The following is a 15,934-nucleotide window of genomic DNA, read 5'->3' as shown; positions in this document are numbered from 1 at the left end:
TCTTGGGGCTTTTTGTAAGCTTATTTGTAATATTTTTGAAAAATTAATGATTATACTGTTCAAATATTGTGGTTTTGTGGTTAAATAATGAGCTTTTAACCAACTTAACAATAACTTTATAGTTATTTTAATGAGGAAAAGCGCATGAAACTATTTAAGTATAGCAGTTGGATTTTACTGTTTGCATTCACGCTAAATGCAAATGCCTATTATACCAGTCAGGGTGGTATCTATGACAAAAGTGGGAACAGGTTGACCATCAATGGAGTATCCTGGTCAGGATTTCAGGACACCAATGTGTTTCAGGGATTACAGAGTAATCCTTTCTATAATATCACCATGCCTCAATCCAAACCTCGAAACGGATTGATGGATTTATTGATTCATCCCTGGAATATGGCGGATTCCGGTGTAAACAGCAGCACAGCGGTACAATTCAAGACCGTACGTTTGCCTATACAACCAGGGGTTCTTTATGATGACAGTGGGGAAGTTGATCTAAACAAATGGCTTTCTGACAAAACACAACCTGAGGTCGGTAATGGTCTTTTTTGCAAAAACTGGCAGTCTAATAGCCAATCATGTGAAAAAGCAGTGAGTCCGAAGCAGGCCTTCTGGACGGTACTTGTTGAAATGAAAAAACATAATATCAATGTGATGATTGATTTTCACCATCGCTATGGTTATGGTGATGGAATGAGGGATGGGACTGTTTATAGCATGGCTCAATATGAGAAGGATTTGGTTTTACTTGCTCAGGAAATTAAACAGCGCGGGTTGGATAATGTCATTGGCATTGATGTTTTTAATGAACCTTATCAATTGAGCTGGTTTAAAGCCAGAAATGGTCAGGTTTCATGGATTAAAGTGATAGGCACCGCTGCCAAGGCAGTGCATCAGGTCAATCCTGATTTGTTGCTTTTTGTTGAAGGACCTGGAGGCGGAAATGATGATATGGACAATCCTACAATTTGTGTGCCAAAAGCCAATATTAAAGAGGATTCTGGCTATGCACACTGGCGTGATCCAGGGCAGTGTGGTCATGATCAAGAGGTTGTAGCATTCAAAGGGAATTGGGGTGAAGATTTTAAACCCCTTCTGAATAAGGATTTAGCTAAACAAAACATAGCGCAATTTGATGTACAAAAATTCAGTAATGAATTGCAACTGGCGGTTCCAGATATTGACACAGAAACCCTCAGTTGGCTGTTGGGTGATGATAATATGGGTAATAATGGCCATCTGGTTTTCTCACCCCATGTTTACCCAAAAGAAGTGGCTGGTTGGGAAACAGCCCCTGGTGATGCAAGTAATCTGCGTTTTGATTGGAGTTGGGGTTTCCTGTACAAGGCTGGGTATCCCATTGTTTTAGGAGAAGCTTCCTGGAAGTCCTTTGAAGGAAAAAACTTTTTTACCCAAGCATTGATGCCTTATCTTACCCAAAGCGGCATCGGGACCAATAACTTATACTTCTGGGCGATAGGGTATCTGGGGGATACGGTTAGTGCCATTAATCCGAATACTGGCGAATTAAATCTCGATGTACAACAAACATTGAAACCCTATTTTAATTAAATCCATCTCTGATAACCCAGTACTGTACTGATCTTCGACGTCTCGTGGCTTGTCCACAGGATCTAGGAGATCTCCGCTAAAACACTAGTCCCCCTGGACAAGCCACGGGGTACAACCATCCTATCGATGATTTAAACAGGTGCATCAAGCGCTTTGGATTTGGTAATGTATCGTTTACGCAAATAGATCAAGGCGGCAGGTAGCAGCATTAGGAAGATTCCTAATGAAAAGACCATACGGTAATGGGTTGTCCCTCCGATATTAATGCTTTCCGTTGGAGGAATAAAACCTACCCATAAAGTGACAGTACAACCTATTAATCCTAGCAGGCATGTCAGGTAATAACCGGGTTTGCCTCCCGGGATAGCAAAAGGTCTTTGCATGTCTGAGAATTTATTCTTCAAATGCCAAGCTGCAATAAACATCATCACATACATCATCATATACAGCTCTGTACTAAGAGCAGTGAACAACCAATAAATCGCATTCACTGTAGGAAATAAGAGAAAGCCACTGCATAATAAAGTCACCAGAATGGCTTGCAGTATCAAAATTTTTCCTGGCATGCCATGTTTATTTACATGACATAGCGAAGCAGGCAGAAAATCATGTTTTGCTGCCATCAGTAGACCTTTGGCTGGAGAAATAATCCAGTTGATCATGCTGCCTAAGGTACCCAGCAATAACAATAGTATCAATACAGGCATTAGCCAATTCAAATCATAAACTTGTAAGAAATTGCTAAATGCCCTCATAACCCCATCTACCAGACTGATTTTGTCTTTAGGCAGGATGAAAGCGATCGCCAGTGAACCTAAAATCATGGTGAACAGAATGAGAATGACAGAAAAAAACATCGCTTTGGGAAAGTTTTTCTGCGGGTTATTGACATTGCGCACGTGAACTGCGGCAAGCTCCATACCGAGGAAAGAAGTCATAATCGCTGTCAGCGAAACCCAGGATTGCGTGTTTTTCCATTGTGGCAGTAAATTGGAGAGGCTCAGATCAATGGCAATAGGATGGCCATGGATTAACCAAATAAAAGCCAGAAGAATGATAAATCCCATAGGCACTATCATTCCAACTATTGCACAGAAGCTGGCAAAGGCAGCAGAAGCGCGTAATCCCGATAAGCCTATCAAGGTTAGCGACCAAAAAATAATCAGAATGACGCTGATAAGATAGTATTTGTTTTGTGCCAGTTCTGGATTAATTAAATAAGAGATTGTTCCTGCTATGAAGGACAAAATAGTCGGGTACCATACCAGGGTGTTTATCCATTGCAGCCAAATGGCAAAAAAGGCAACATTTTCACCGAAGGCGTGCTTAACCCAACTGTATATGCCACCTTCCTCCTCCGACCAGGTTGAGGAAAGTTCAGCGGCGACTAAAGCAACCGGGATCAAAAAGATAATCGCTGAAAAAATAAAGAAAAAAATCAAAGTGGAACCAAAGAGTGCGGTACCTGGCAAATTTCTAATGCTGTCAATCGCTCCGGTAATGAGCAGCACTAAAGCAAGAACGGATATTTTTTCAGAGGACCATGATTTCATTGATTTTTCTATTTGATAAAAAGATAGACATTATAAAATAAATCAAGCTTGGAGGTGAACTTTTTTCATTAAAATTATTTGTTTTTATAGCCATCTCTACAACCAGGGGATTTGAGTACCGATTGCTGCTGAGTTGTCCATTCATCGGCAGTATATAAATGCATGCTTAATGCATGAAGCCCCAAAGTAAACTCTTCTTTAAGAAGTTGATTAACTAATTTATGACGATTAATGCGAGTCAGATCATTAAAATGATTTGAAACGGCTACGATTTTAAAATGTGTTTCAGCGCCTTGAGGAACGTGATGGTTCATGGACTCGTCTTCAACGCTTAAAAAGAGAGGAGATAATGTGCAGATTAATTTTTCTTCTATGCGGTGTTTGCGTGACATGGTTTGCTCAGCTGTATTTTACAAAACAGGGAGTATATCCATTTGGAGCATAGTTGTCACATCATTTAAACACAATTGTCAAAATGTGACAAAATTTGTCATTTTATTATTATTTAATAACAAATGGTTTGTTTTGTGAAATGTTTTGGCTATTCACTTCACTGAATTTTTAGGACAAAAAACGGTATTTTTTACATGAAATGATTATTTAACATATAGAATAATATAGGTTTAGAAGATTGGCTGGTAGTTGGCATTATGCTTGCATTATACTAATGGATAGTTAACTATGGAGATGGTCATGAGACAAAAGGGTTTTACATTAATTGAATTGATGATAGTCGTAGCGATTATCGGCATTTTGGCAGCAATCGCTATACCAGCCTATCAAGATTACACAATAAGGGCACGTGTTACTGAAGGTCTGACTTTAGCAGATTCTGCAAAACTTGCCGTATCTGAAACGGCTATTACAAACAATGCGTTACCAGCTACTCAGGCTGCAACGGGCTACGTATCTCCAGCTGCTACGCCCAATGTTCAATCAATTGCTATTGGTGCTAACGGTGTGATTACCATTACGTATACTGCTGCTTCAGGTGGAGGTACAATTCTTATGACGCCTACCTTACAGCCTAATGGAGATGTTACCTGGGATTGTACGGGTGGTACTTTATTGGCTAAATATCGACCTGCCAGTTGCAGACCATAACAGGCTAAATTAACTATAAAAACCGCCTTTCAATGGCGGTTTTTTATTTGGTCAAGATCTATGAGTTATTTCCCTGACATAAATGTTTTGATCAAAAAGCATATTGCGCCATCTAGAAAGTAGAAGGGTTTTTAAATCATAAAATTGGCATTAAATTTGCGTGATATCAGTTAGATGCGATGCCAGGTGGCGTTATGAGAAACAAAGGATTTACTTTAATCGAGCTGATGATCGTTGCTGCTATCCTTGGGATTCTGGTTGCCATCGCTATTCCAGCCTACCAAGACTATACCATCAGAGCACGGGTGGTTGAAGGATTGGAAATGGCTTCAGCCGCAAAATTAGCTGTTGTTGAAACAAGCCTTATTCATAACACTTTACCAGTAAATCAGGTGATTACAGGGTATACCAGTCCAGACCCAACAGTTAATGTAGCCTCCATTGTCATTGGTAATCAAGGCATTATTACCATTACCTACACAGCAAACGCAGGTAATGGTACTATTACAATGGTTCCTACTATAGACGCTACGGGCAGAATACTCACTTGGGATTGCACTGGTGGCACCCTGATTAGTAAATACCGTCCAGCCTACTGTCGCCCTTAATCTTGATTGATTTTTTTATCTACTAACTGGTTTTTTAGTCGGACATAATCCGGTAATCCATTTTTGTAATTGGGATAAGCTTCACCTTGAATCAAAGGAGACAGGTAACGTTTGCATGCGTCTGTGATTCCCATTCCATCTTCGGCTATATACTCTGATGGCATAGCCTTTTCCTGGTTGGCTACCTCAGCCAGAGGCACTTGACCTATGGACCATTGATAGGGTTCGTCTTGTTCACGAATGACAATAGGCATAATCGCGTTATACCCTTTAATGGCATATTCCACCGCAGCCTTACCTAAAGCATAAGCTTGATCCAGATCAACTTGTGAGGCTATGTGTCTGGCTGCACGTTGCAGATAATCTGCAACTGCCCAATGGTATTTAAAGCCCAGTTCCGATTTAATTAATTGGGCGATGACTGGTGCAACACCACCTAATTGAGCATGTCCGAATGCATCACGTAATCCGGCTTCGCTGAGGAATTTTCCTTCCTGATTGCGGATACCTTCTGAAACAACAATCACACAATATCCATAAACATTCACACAGTCTTTTACTTTTTTTAGAAAACGAGTTGGTTCAAAAGGAACCTCGGGTAATAAAATAATGTGTGGCGGTTCGCATGGATTTTGCCCTGCCAGTCCACTTGCTGCGGCAATCCAGCCCGCATGTCTTCCCATCACTTCAAGAATAAACACTTTCGTGGATGAAGCTGCCATGGACGCGACATCAAAACCCGCTTCCTTGGTTGAAATGGCAACGTATTTCGCGACTGATCCAAACCCCGGGCAATTGTCTGTAAAAGGCAGATCATTATCTACTGTTTTGGGGATACCTATGCAAGTGATAGGATAGCCCATGGTTTCCCCTAGTTGGGACACTTTATGGGCAGTATCTTGTGAATCCCCACCGCCATTGTAAAAAAAATAGCCTATATTGTGTGCCTTGAAGACAGCGATCAAGCGTTGATATTCTTCCCCATTGTCTTTTAATTTGTAGCGGCAGGAGCCAAAAGCACCGGAAGGGGTTTGCATTAACTTGGCGATGTCTTCTTCTCTTTCTAATGAAGTATCGATTAACTCTTCATTTAACGCACCGATAATGCCATTTTTTGCGGCGTAAACTTTACCAATTTGCTCTGGAAAGAGTTTGGCGGTTTGGATGACCCCACAAGCAGATGCATTAATAACAGCGGTCACACCACCAGACTGGGCGTAGATTGCATTTTTAACTGACATTTTTTCTCCATAACTAGAATGATTTGATTAGGTTGATACAGATTCTTATTTTGGTTTTCATACAAGAGAATTTTTTATGGCCTTATTTCATCAAATGTTATTGTAAATACTGATTTTCATATTCACTAATCACCGCATCAATACTTTGTATTAAATCGGTAAAGGTTTCAGTTAAATTGTCAGCATTAGCTGTTCGTCTTGCAAGCTTCTCTAACTGAGATACTCTCTTTTGTAAAGTAGGTACACCACAAAAACAACAGGCACCATGTAATTTATGAGCCAAATCGGCCAGGCCTTTTACGTTTTTTTGATGCATCAACTGAATAAATTCTTCACGATTCTTATATAATTCTTCAATAAATTTGGCCAGGAACTCTTCAGCAAGCGCTTGATTCCCTGAAACTTTCTGAACACATAATTGCCAATCAATCGCAGCATGTTTGGTTTTATCAACGATGCGAAGAATTTGGATTAACAATTGCTTTTCATCTATAGGCTTTTGAAAACAAAAGTCAACCCCAGATTTTTTCATATCGATGGAGCTCAGGTCACTGCTACTGGCAGTAATGAGTACAATAGGGGAGTGTTTATTCAGTAAGGATTTTTGACGTATCATTTTGGCTGCTTCCAAACCATTAAGTTTTGGCATTTGCAGATCCAGTAAAATCATGTCAAATTTTTTATCTTCACAAGCAGTAACAGCCATTTCACCATCATCAACTGTTGTTATATTGGCATTATTATTTAATAAGGATGTTAATAGCATTTTATTGACTGGGTTGTCTTCTGCAATCAGTATCTCTGGATGAAGAAAGCGAAGTTGTTCGCGTAAAGTATCCAGTTCCTGGTTATTATTTTTCTCGGCCTGGTTTTCATTGGCTATCGATTCGATGAGATCTTGAAGTTTTTGAATGCTGACAGGTTTATAAAGAAATCCCCTGGCACCTAGTGCCGCAAAATCATTGATAGGCCATTTGGAAATTAATACGAAAGGAATCTGTTTATGTTTGGCAATTAGCTCGGCTACTTGTCGTTCACACCCTTGATTGACGTTAATAAAGGCGATTCTGCAATCTTTATGTTTTGTTAATGTTCGGGAAAGTTTATTAAATGAATCAACGCGTATAGCCTCTATACCCCAAAAACCCAAGCCATTCCCTATTGCTTCCAAATGGAGGGGATTATCGTCAAAGCATATGATTTTTAAATGGGCAAAACGATGAGTTTGATTTTTTTCAATCTCATAAGCGATTAGTTTTTCAACTTTAATGCGCGCGCTAAAAGTAGAGCCTTTGTTGATTTCACTGGTTAGACTAATACGTCCATGCATTTCTTCACATAGTTTTTTACATATAACCAAGCCTAATCCTGATCCGCCGTAACGGCGTGTAATGCTGGTGTCTGCCTGATTGAAGGCGGTAAACAGTTTCGTTTGATCCTCTGGTGAAATACCTATTCCCGTATCAGTAATGGCAAACAACAAGGTGTAATCTTTATCTGTCTCTTGTTCGATTTTAGTGCGTATAAGAACGTATCCATGGTCGGTAAATTTTACTGCATTGGTTACCAGATTACTGATTATTTGTTTGATTCTTAAAGGGTCTCCTAATACCATTTTGGGCACATTGATGTCTGTAATCGGGATTAAATCAATTCCTTTTTTATGTGCATTGGGACTTGCCAGAGATAAAACCTCATCAATGCAGCCTCTTATGTCTATGGGGATGCAATCCAGGTTTAATTTCCCCGCATCAATTTTGGAAAAATCCAAAATATCATTGATGATACTTAACAAATCCTGCGCGGATGATTTGATTGTTTTAACGTAGTCCAGTTGTAAAGGATCCAGCTTGCTTTCCAATAAAACATTGGTAAAACCAATCACTCCATTCATTGGGGTGCGTATTTCATGACTCATGTTGGCAATAAATTCTGATTTTTGCCGGCTTTTTTCTTCAGTTTTTTTCTTCTCCAGTGATAGCTCAATGTTTTTTTCTTCCAGAAGTTCGAGACTTTGTTGCAGATCTGCGGTAGCGATTTCAATATGGTGATTCAAATCACGAACGGTATTTAAATATTGTCGTTGCAAATGAGCGCAACCTTTTTCAATTATTCCTAATTCTCCGGGGCTTGAAACACGAATTTCAGTTTCAAATTCGTTACTTAAAATTTGCTTCATACTTCGACGCAACCGGGCAATAGGCATGTAAATTCGTTTAGACAAGAAGTAATGAATTGTTAAACCCATGAGTAAACCGAACAGAGTGATAAAAATGGTAACAATAAGCATTTGATAGCGTTTTATAAGTAACGATTGCGTATCAATATCAATGGATAGCCAGCCTAATATATCGTCGGCTTGGAATATTTTAGGCATAGAAGGCTCTTTGAATTCTGTACTCGAGTACAAATTGAATTTTGGGATAGTAATCGGTGCTATAAAATTAATAGTGAAAGGATTGATTTGCCTACTTTCAATGTAGTCACCTGTATAGTCAGGAGGATTGAAGGGTTTGTGAATAGAATGTTTTCCACCACGATAGGCAATTAATCGACCATCGGCATTATAAAATGCCAAAGCCTTTACTTCCGGATTAATGGTTGAGGCATTGATTAAGCCCTGTAATGTACGATAATCATTGCGAAGCATAGCATACTGGGCGGCTGGTAGTAATTGCCTGATGTAGGCTTCACCTAGCCTGGACATATGCTGCTTTAGGTCTTTACCAAATAGACCGTTATAAAAAAAAGCAAAAAGCAAGGCGACTAAAAAGGCAGGAATAAGCGTGGTGATTCTTAGCTGATACTTAATACCAATACTTTTCAACATAGCTCCTTTTAGTCTTAATTCAGCGGTTGAATCTTTGCGTTCATGGTAAACTCGGCTATTATAGCTTGATTATTTTATTCCTTACAATGGAAGATATTATGACTGTTAGAACCCGATTTGCCCCAAGCCCTACAGGTTTTTTACACGTTGGTGGGGTAAGGACTGCTTTATTTTCATGGCTGTATGCAAAACATCATAACGGGCAATTTATACTGCGTATAGAAGATACGGACAGAGAGCGTTCGACTCAAGAGTCGGTACAAGCTATTTTAGACGGTATGGCTTGGTTAGGGCTTAACTTCGATGAAGGCCCTTATTATCAGACTGAACGATACGCTCGTTATCAGCAAGTAGCGCAGCAACTTTTGGAAGAAGGGAAGGCCTATCGCTGTCAATGCAGTAAGGAGAGATTGGAAGCATTAAGAGAGGCTCAATTAGCAGCCAAGGAAAAGCCACGCTATGATGGGCATTGCAGAAACCAAAATCTTCCTGATAGCGGAGCTGCTTATGTTGTTCGCTTTAAAAATCCCGATGCGGGTATAGTATCTTTCCATGATGAGGTTTATGGCGACATTCATATCGATAATAACGAACTGGATGATTTGATTTTAGTTCGTTCTGATGGGCATCCTACCTATAATTTTGCTGTAGTTATCGATGATTGGGATATGAAAATAACTCATGTCATTCGTGGGGATGATCATATCAATAATACTCCGAGGCAAATTAATTTATTCAAGGCATTGAATGCTCCGGTACCTGTTTTTGCCCATTTGCCCATGATCTTGGGTGAAGATGGTAAACGACTGTCAAAGCGACATGGCGCAGTAAGTGTCCTGCAGTTCAAGGAGCTGGGTATTTTACCTCATGCTCTATTGAATTATTTGGTTCGTTTGGGATGGTCTCATGGTGATCAGGAAATTTTTAGCGTAGAAGAAATGATAGCCAGCTTTGACTTAAAAAATGTCAGCCGAGGCGTCTCAAGTTTCAACTATGATAAGTTGTATTGGTTGAATCAGCATTATCAAAAAAGTGACTCCCCAGAATCAGTTGCCAGGGCTTTGCGCTGGCATTTTGAGCAGGCAGGAATGGATTTAAATAAAGGTCCCGATTTGAAGGATTTGGTCGCAGTTCAGGCAGAGAGATGTAAGTCATTAGCAGAAATGTGTCAGATTAGTCAGTATTTTTATACAGATAGTATTGAATATAATGAAGATGCCGTTAAAAAATACTTGCGGCCAGTTGTTCTGGAGCCTTTAATGGTATTGCATGAGCGTTTAAAGTCACTTAACGAATGGAAAAATGACAAAATTCAAGAATGCATCAATGATGTGAGCCTGCAATTTGATTTGAATTTAGGTAAAATAGCTCAACCATTACGTGTTGCGGTAACCGGATCCGGAACATCTCCTTCCATTGATATGACTTTGACTTTGTTAGGTAAAGACAAATCAATCAAACGACTTGAAGATGCTTTGGAGAAAATACGTACCAGAGCCAATGCTATTTAGGATCTAGACATCTATTGATTCTGAGCAGAAGACAAGACGATTTCTATTATAGAGACCTATTCATATTCTCAGTGAGCAGTGAGGACTACAATGCAGCTGGGCTGCATTGCTCTTGGTTGAAGAGAATGTGTGAATAGGCGTGTCTTATATCCAACAGGATATCTGCTGTTTTTTATTTTATGGATCTAATTGTTTCTATCAGGTTACAATGCCCAATTTTCTACTGTACTTGATGTATTTTTCGCCATGAAAATAATAAATAACTTAACAGGTCTCCTGTTTGTCCTCTGTTTTGCTTTTTTACCTTACCCTATCAGCGCAGCTGAATCTTCTGCTGTACCTCATCATAAAATTCAAAAGGAAATGAACAAATATTTCAGGGTTTATCACAATAGAGAAAAATTTACTGCCATTGCTGTCTCAGTGTTTATTCCCCAAGAGAAAAATAAGGATATATTAGATATTGCTACGTTTGTCAGAGGAACTATGGGATATCCTCCGCTTTCTCAGGAAATTACCCCTTTGAATTTGTTTGACATCGGAAGTATTACCAAATCCTTTGCTGCATTGATTTTGCTTCAACTGCAGACTGAAGGCAAATTATCACTGGATGATCCCTTGGGTAAATGGCTACCTCAATACAAAGAATGGAAAGATGTGACATTAAGACAATTATTGAATATGACCAGTGGTATTCCCAATTATTCTGAAGATCCTGAATTTGCAAAAAAAATGGAAGAAAATTTGGCAGCCATCTGGAGCGATGAGGAGTTGTTAGGTTATGCCCATCCTGAAAAACCTTTAGAAACTGATAGAGAAAACAGGTATGAATATTCCAATTCCAATTATATTCTTGCTGGAATGGTTATTGAAAAGGTGACGCAAGATACTTTTGAGAATCAGTTAAAACAAAGGATTATCAATCCGAACAATGGATTAAACAATTCATTTTATCCTGCAGGGCCACATGGTTCAGAAGTCGAAAAATCAATCAGGGATAGGAGGGTCCATGGTTATTTTTACGATGAGGATAATCAAAAATTAATCGATACAATAACCAATGATTTATCCTGGGCTGGTGCAGCAGGTGCTATTGTTGCAAATACGGAAGACGTTGGTCGTTGGGTGCAGCTTTTATATCATGGTTTGCTTATAGAACCTGATTTCAGAGACGAGATTTTATCCCAATTGAAGTCAGTGGTTTCAATAAAAACAGGGTTGCCTATCCCTACAGTTACAGAAGAGGATCCTAGTGGTTTTGGATTGGGTGTTGGTTATTATTATGATAAAAATTCCAGGCAGCGTTTTTGGACTTACCAGGGCAGCACCCTTGGTTACAGGGTGATGTATTTGTGGAATCCTTGTAATAATGTAACGGTTGTTGTGGCTTTGAATGGGAAAGGTGGTTCTGGCAATGCTAAATCAAAAATGGGTAACCATATCCATGAACTGTGCTTGAAGATAGACAATGTCATCGCTAAAAATTATCCATACTTGCGATGCGCAAGCTAATTTATTATTTATCATTATTGGGTATTGAGGACTGAATCATATGGCAATCTGTATTAATAAAGAAACAGATCATTTTTTTATTTCGATAGGCAAAGTTAATCAACATTCATTTATTATGTTAGGCGTGTATGATGATTTTCAGGTACCTCATCTACTGTGCAGAGTAGGGAAGATTTTTGATTTACCAAATCAAAGCAAGGGTATTAAAAGATGTATGAGCATTTATAGTGCTTTAGGTGGTGCAATTTTTGCGAGTAGCAAGGCAAAGATAGAAGACGAAGGAATTTCAAGAAAACGTAAAGGTTCTGTACCTATTTCTTATCAAGCTTATGATATTAATTATAATCAGTATTGCGAATTTGTTCATTATCTTGAGTCTATTCAAACTGAGAATAATCAATTTGAATGTTTTAAACCATTTGTTCAAAATGGAAACGTTGTCTATTTTTCACAAACCAGTTCACGTGTTTTCCCAACTGGTTCTCATTGGAAGGAACTTAATGGGGAAATTCATGAAATAAGTACAGGTAATACCTGTCGGCATTCAGCAATAAAATTAATTGAGGCGGTTACAAAAACACCTGTTTCTTCATCAATATCCTCTTGTTTCTTTATAAACCTGCCATATAAAACTCAATTGGATTATGGTAAGCCGAGCCAAAACATTCCCTTTTATGTTTTACCTCCGCCTCCACCTCCTATCCATCCCGGGTTTAATAAAGAAAAACGTCTAATAGCCATGAAACTCTATCAGAGAATAGAGCAGTTGCCTGTGCTTGAGCCTAATTCGCCAATGACCAAGCGAAAATTCAACGGCTTAAAAAATTTATATTTGCAAATCATTGGTTCACATAAAAATCAGTCAATTGATGAATTACTGCTTGGTATTCATCAGTGGAAAGAAAAAAATCGAGCTGATTTACAGACATTAAGACGAACATATTTTTGGGATTCTTTCATTGTCAGGGAATCGGCCACTATGAAGTTAATCAATGAAATTGAAGAAGATCTCAAATACGCCAAATGCCCATATTAAATATTGTTATGATAAGAGCCGGTTAAGAGGTCTAATTTGTCAAGATATGATTTTTTTATATTTCAGGTTTTTTGCTGCATTTTATGCTAACTTAACTATTGTTATTTCAATATCATCAAAGGAGTGACCATGAAATTATATTATTGCAGAGGAGCTTGTTCATTAGTAGTTCGTATTATACTCAATGAGTTAGGATTAAATTTCCAGGATGAAGAGGTCGATTTAAAAGTCAAAAAAACAGCAGGTGGCGATGACTTCTTCAAAATTAATCCTAAAGGAGCGGTTCCAACCCTGGTTCTTGATAATGGCGATGTCCTTACTGAAAATCAGGTTATTCTGCAGTATTTGACAGATACTACCCCAGGACAAAAATTGTTAGCTGCTGTTGGGGAAAGTAAAAGATATCATACCCTGGAGTGGTTAAATTATATTTCTACAGAGCTTCATAAGTCACTTGGAATGTTTTTTAATCCTACTGTTTCAGAGGAATTAAAATCCAAAATCTTGACTCCTTTGGTCATGACTCGTTTTGCTTATACCAATACCCGTTTGGCAAAAGGATCTTATTTAATGGGAAATGAATTTAGTTTACCTGATGCGTATTTGTTTGTTATGGTGAGCTGGGCAAAATATTTCAAACTGGATTTATCTCGGTATGAGCATTTGGCAAAATTTATGGATCTTATGCAAGCTCGCCCTTCAGTTGCCAAGTCATTACAGCAAGAAAAGTTATAGTGCGGGTTGCGGCTATTAATTCATTTCAATTAAATTTGCTTTTTCTACATAGTATTTTTTTAAAAGGATAAGCAAGTTATATTTTATCTAATGTCTTTAAGTATGGGGTTTAGTTGTCTGGTTAGACAGCCCCATCTTTTTGGGCAAAATAAACTCTTTGGGTTTAAATTATTGGCAATGATCTTTGTTATTGTGCTAAAATTTCCACTTTTAATTGATAGTAATTTACAGTTATTTGATTTTTAAATGACTCGTTTAACAATCTGCGAGCCACTGATTGCACAGGACATCCAACACCCCCATCACTTTTGGGATGTTGTTGGCAAGCCGAGATTCGTAGAGAATCAGTCATTTAAAATTCCGTCATTTTAATTGTCTTGAACTCATAGTTGGAAATAAGTTATTCAGGGGTTTTTATGGTGAAGGAGTATACAAGCTTTAAAGGTGGTTTGAATTTAAACTTTATTGAGAACGCTGCGTTTGAATCTAAAAGAGACTTGCCCCCTGAAGAGCAAAGGGCCATTGTTATTCGTAACACTTTGCGATTGTTAATGATGGGCTGGAATACTTCGTGGACAGAATTATTTTCCTGGGAAACCTTCAAAGCTATTTATGTGCAAAGAGATCCGGTATTGCTGAAAGAGTTTCGGTTAGCCTTTCAGAAGGGTTTTGATGCATTATTTACCCAATTAAGTGGCAAGCAATTTAATTCGCAACAAAATGAACAAATACAACTTTACCTAAGTAACTGTCTTGGCTATTTGCCTTTATTTGATTTAAATCCTTACGAATCAATTAAAATTCCCCAGAGAATGAATGATCAATGGGTTATGGTTGACTATTACATCAAACCTATAGAACTTACAAACCATCGTGGAAAGAACGATCTGTTTTTGCGGGATAATGATAGGGTTTTTGCTTATGGACTTGAGCCAATAGATAATCCAAATGCACAGTCTCACTTAATCTTTATGGGAACCACTTATCCTGCTGGTCAAGGCTTCATTTCCCAATTGAATACTGATTTGAAAGGATTTGAAACGGTTGGTTATTCTTTATATAAGAATGGAAGAGACAGAATTAAGGACTGGATTTTAAATCAAAACGGTAAAATCCATGTATGTGGTATAAGCCTTGGAGGTTCTTTAAGTCTGCTTTTGGCTATTGATATGGGAAAATATCTTTCCAGGGTGGATGCCTTAAATCCCGCAGGACTTCATGATTCTGATAATAAAGTGAAGTATGATAAATGGGATAAAATCAAAAAGAAACCTTTGGTAGTTGTTCAGCAACAGGGTAACGACCCGGTATCCTTTTTTGGAGTTTGGAAAAAGGAGTGGAATATTCTGCATGTCAAACCTCCAAAAGATAAGCAAGGCCCCAATCTTTTTTGTGATCATTTTCTGAATTATGCCGGATTTGCTGAAACAGTATTTACCTATGTTTCTGCGGAGCAACAAAATGCCAAAAGGAAGGCAAGGAATTTCTGGCTTTATTCTTTAGGGAGAGGTGTTCTTTATTATTTTGGCCTGGCTCCTTATACTTACTTAATCAGGCCTGTAATACATTCTATTGCAGAACAATGGCCGTTAATCGTATTCGGTATCATTCCTTTATTGGCTATTGGCACTCTTATTGGATTGAGTGCTACAGGAATTATTCCCGCCATGGTTTCAATAGGTACTCTTGCTGTTTTTGCAATATCCAGTGGAATTTTTTACTTGTCTTTTGGCTTAAGTAATAATGGGGAAGACAAAAACATTTGGGCTGGGATGTTTGATTTCATTTTAAAGGGTAACGAGAAGGTACCAGACGAGAATGAGATAAAACTGGCCAAACTTCATCATCCTTCTACACCCAGAAATCCTGAAATGGATATCTATAAGAATGAAACCACGATGGATTTAACCTATAAGAAAATTAATACCTACTATCAGGTAACTCGTTGTCTACTGAAGCAGAAAGAATTTCTTCCTCTTAAGGATAAACCCGAGAAACGTTTTGGTGGGCTATCTAAAAAAGAAGCCTTATTAGCAAGCATGAATTCTGCTTCTCATGACGAAGTCATTTCTCTTCAGATACCTAAGGCAAAAGCTGTGCATATCAAACACTCTTTAACTTTGGTAGCCCAAATAGGTTTGGAAAATGAAAGAGAATTAAAATCTGCTTTGGAAAAAGAGTATAATCAATATCAGATAGGGAAGCATCAAAGGTTTCTCTAGAGAGAAA

General features: G+C 38.4%; 13 protein-coding genes. 8 read left to right on the top strand and 5 right to left on the bottom strand.

All coding sequences use genetic code 11. The annotated features are described in order from the left end of the window. Positions 1–144 precede the first annotated feature (144 nt). Positions 145–1,575 (top strand): cellulase family glycosylhydrolase, encoded by a 1,431-nt coding sequence (locus tag OQJ02_RS09105; protein ID WP_265718869.1) that lies wholly within the window; start codon positions 145–147, stop codon positions 1,573–1,575. A gap of 131 nt (positions 1,576–1,706) precedes the next feature. Here the strand turns inward: OQJ02_RS09105 and OQJ02_RS09100 are convergent, their stop codons facing one another. Then, entirely contained in the window at positions 1,707–3,128 is a 1,422-nt protein-coding gene (locus tag OQJ02_RS09100; RefSeq protein WP_265718868.1) for an APC family permease, read from the bottom strand. 74 nt (positions 3,129–3,202) lie between these two features. Continuing rightward, entirely contained in the window at positions 3,203–3,520 is a 318-nt protein-coding gene (locus OQJ02_RS09095; protein WP_265718867.1) for a BolA family protein, read from the bottom strand. A 301-nt stretch (positions 3,521–3,821) separates the two neighbouring features. On the opposite strand from OQJ02_RS09095, the gene OQJ02_RS09090 reads away from it, so the two are divergent. Beyond that, entirely contained in the window at positions 3,822–4,232 is a 411-nt protein-coding gene (locus OQJ02_RS09090) for a pilin (RefSeq protein WP_322783384.1), read from the top strand. Positions 4,233–4,426: 194 nt separating this feature from the next. Continuing rightward, entirely contained in the window at positions 4,427–4,840 is a 414-nt protein-coding gene (locus tag OQJ02_RS09085; protein ID WP_265718866.1) for a pilin, read from the top strand. Here the strand turns inward: OQJ02_RS09085 and OQJ02_RS09080 are convergent. After that, positions 4,837–6,081, bottom strand: coding sequence for a 6-phosphofructokinase (locus OQJ02_RS09080; RefSeq protein ID WP_265718865.1), 1,245 nt, complete (start codon positions 6,079–6,081; stop codon positions 4,837–4,839). The two genes, OQJ02_RS09085 and OQJ02_RS09080, sit on opposite strands and share 4 nt — an antisense overlap. A gap of 97 nt (positions 6,082–6,178) precedes the next feature. Then, positions 6,179–8,911: a two-component system sensor histidine kinase LetS gene (gene letS, locus OQJ02_RS09075; protein WP_265718864.1), complete on the bottom strand. Its 2,733-nt coding sequence runs from the start codon at positions 8,909–8,911 to the stop codon at positions 6,179–6,181. 98 nt (positions 8,912–9,009) lie between these two features. Here letS and gltX point away from each other — a divergent pair, with 98 nt between their 5' ends. The 4 genes from gltX (at position 9,010) to gstA (ending at position 13,705) form a co-directional block, all read left to right on the top strand. Further along, positions 9,010–10,422 carry a glutamate--tRNA ligase gene (gene gltX / locus OQJ02_RS09070; RefSeq protein ID WP_265718863.1) on the top strand — a complete coding sequence of 471 codons (1,413 nt, stop codon included), beginning with the start codon at positions 9,010–9,012 and terminating at the stop codon, positions 10,420–10,422. Positions 10,423–10,668: 246 nt separating this feature from the next. Next, positions 10,669–11,934 (top strand): serine hydrolase domain-containing protein, encoded by a 1,266-nt coding sequence (locus tag OQJ02_RS09065; RefSeq protein ID WP_265719817.1) that lies wholly within the window; start codon positions 10,669–10,671, stop codon positions 11,932–11,934. A gap of 40 nt (positions 11,935–11,974) precedes the next feature. Continuing rightward, complete coding sequence (locus tag OQJ02_RS09060; RefSeq protein ID WP_265718862.1) at positions 11,975–12,970, top strand: hypothetical protein; 996 nt, start codon at positions 11,975–11,977, stop codon at positions 12,968–12,970. 129 nt (positions 12,971–13,099) lie between these two features. Continuing rightward, entirely contained in the window at positions 13,100–13,705 is a 606-nt protein-coding gene (gene gstA / locus OQJ02_RS09055; protein WP_265718861.1) for a glutathione transferase GstA, read from the top strand. 187 nt (positions 13,706–13,892) lie between these two features. Here gstA and OQJ02_RS09050 read toward each other — a convergent pair whose 3' ends face one another. Next, a complete protein-coding gene (locus tag OQJ02_RS09050; RefSeq protein ID WP_265718860.1) occupies positions 13,893–14,057 on the bottom strand; it encodes a hypothetical protein in 165 nt (54 codons plus the stop codon). A 64-nt stretch (positions 14,058–14,121) separates the two neighbouring features. Between OQJ02_RS09050 and OQJ02_RS09045 the strand changes: the two genes are divergently transcribed. After that, positions 14,122–15,927 (top strand): hypothetical protein, encoded by a 1,806-nt coding sequence (locus tag OQJ02_RS09045; protein WP_265718859.1) that lies wholly within the window; start codon positions 14,122–14,124, stop codon positions 15,925–15,927. Positions 15,928–15,934: the final 7 nt, after the last annotated feature.

The sequence above is a fragment of the Legionella sp. PATHC032 genome (assembly GCF_026191185.1).
In the GTDB taxonomy this organism is placed as follows: domain Bacteria; phylum Pseudomonadota; class Gammaproteobacteria; order Legionellales; family Legionellaceae; genus Legionella.
This window is presented reverse-complemented; position numbering and strand designations above follow the sequence as displayed.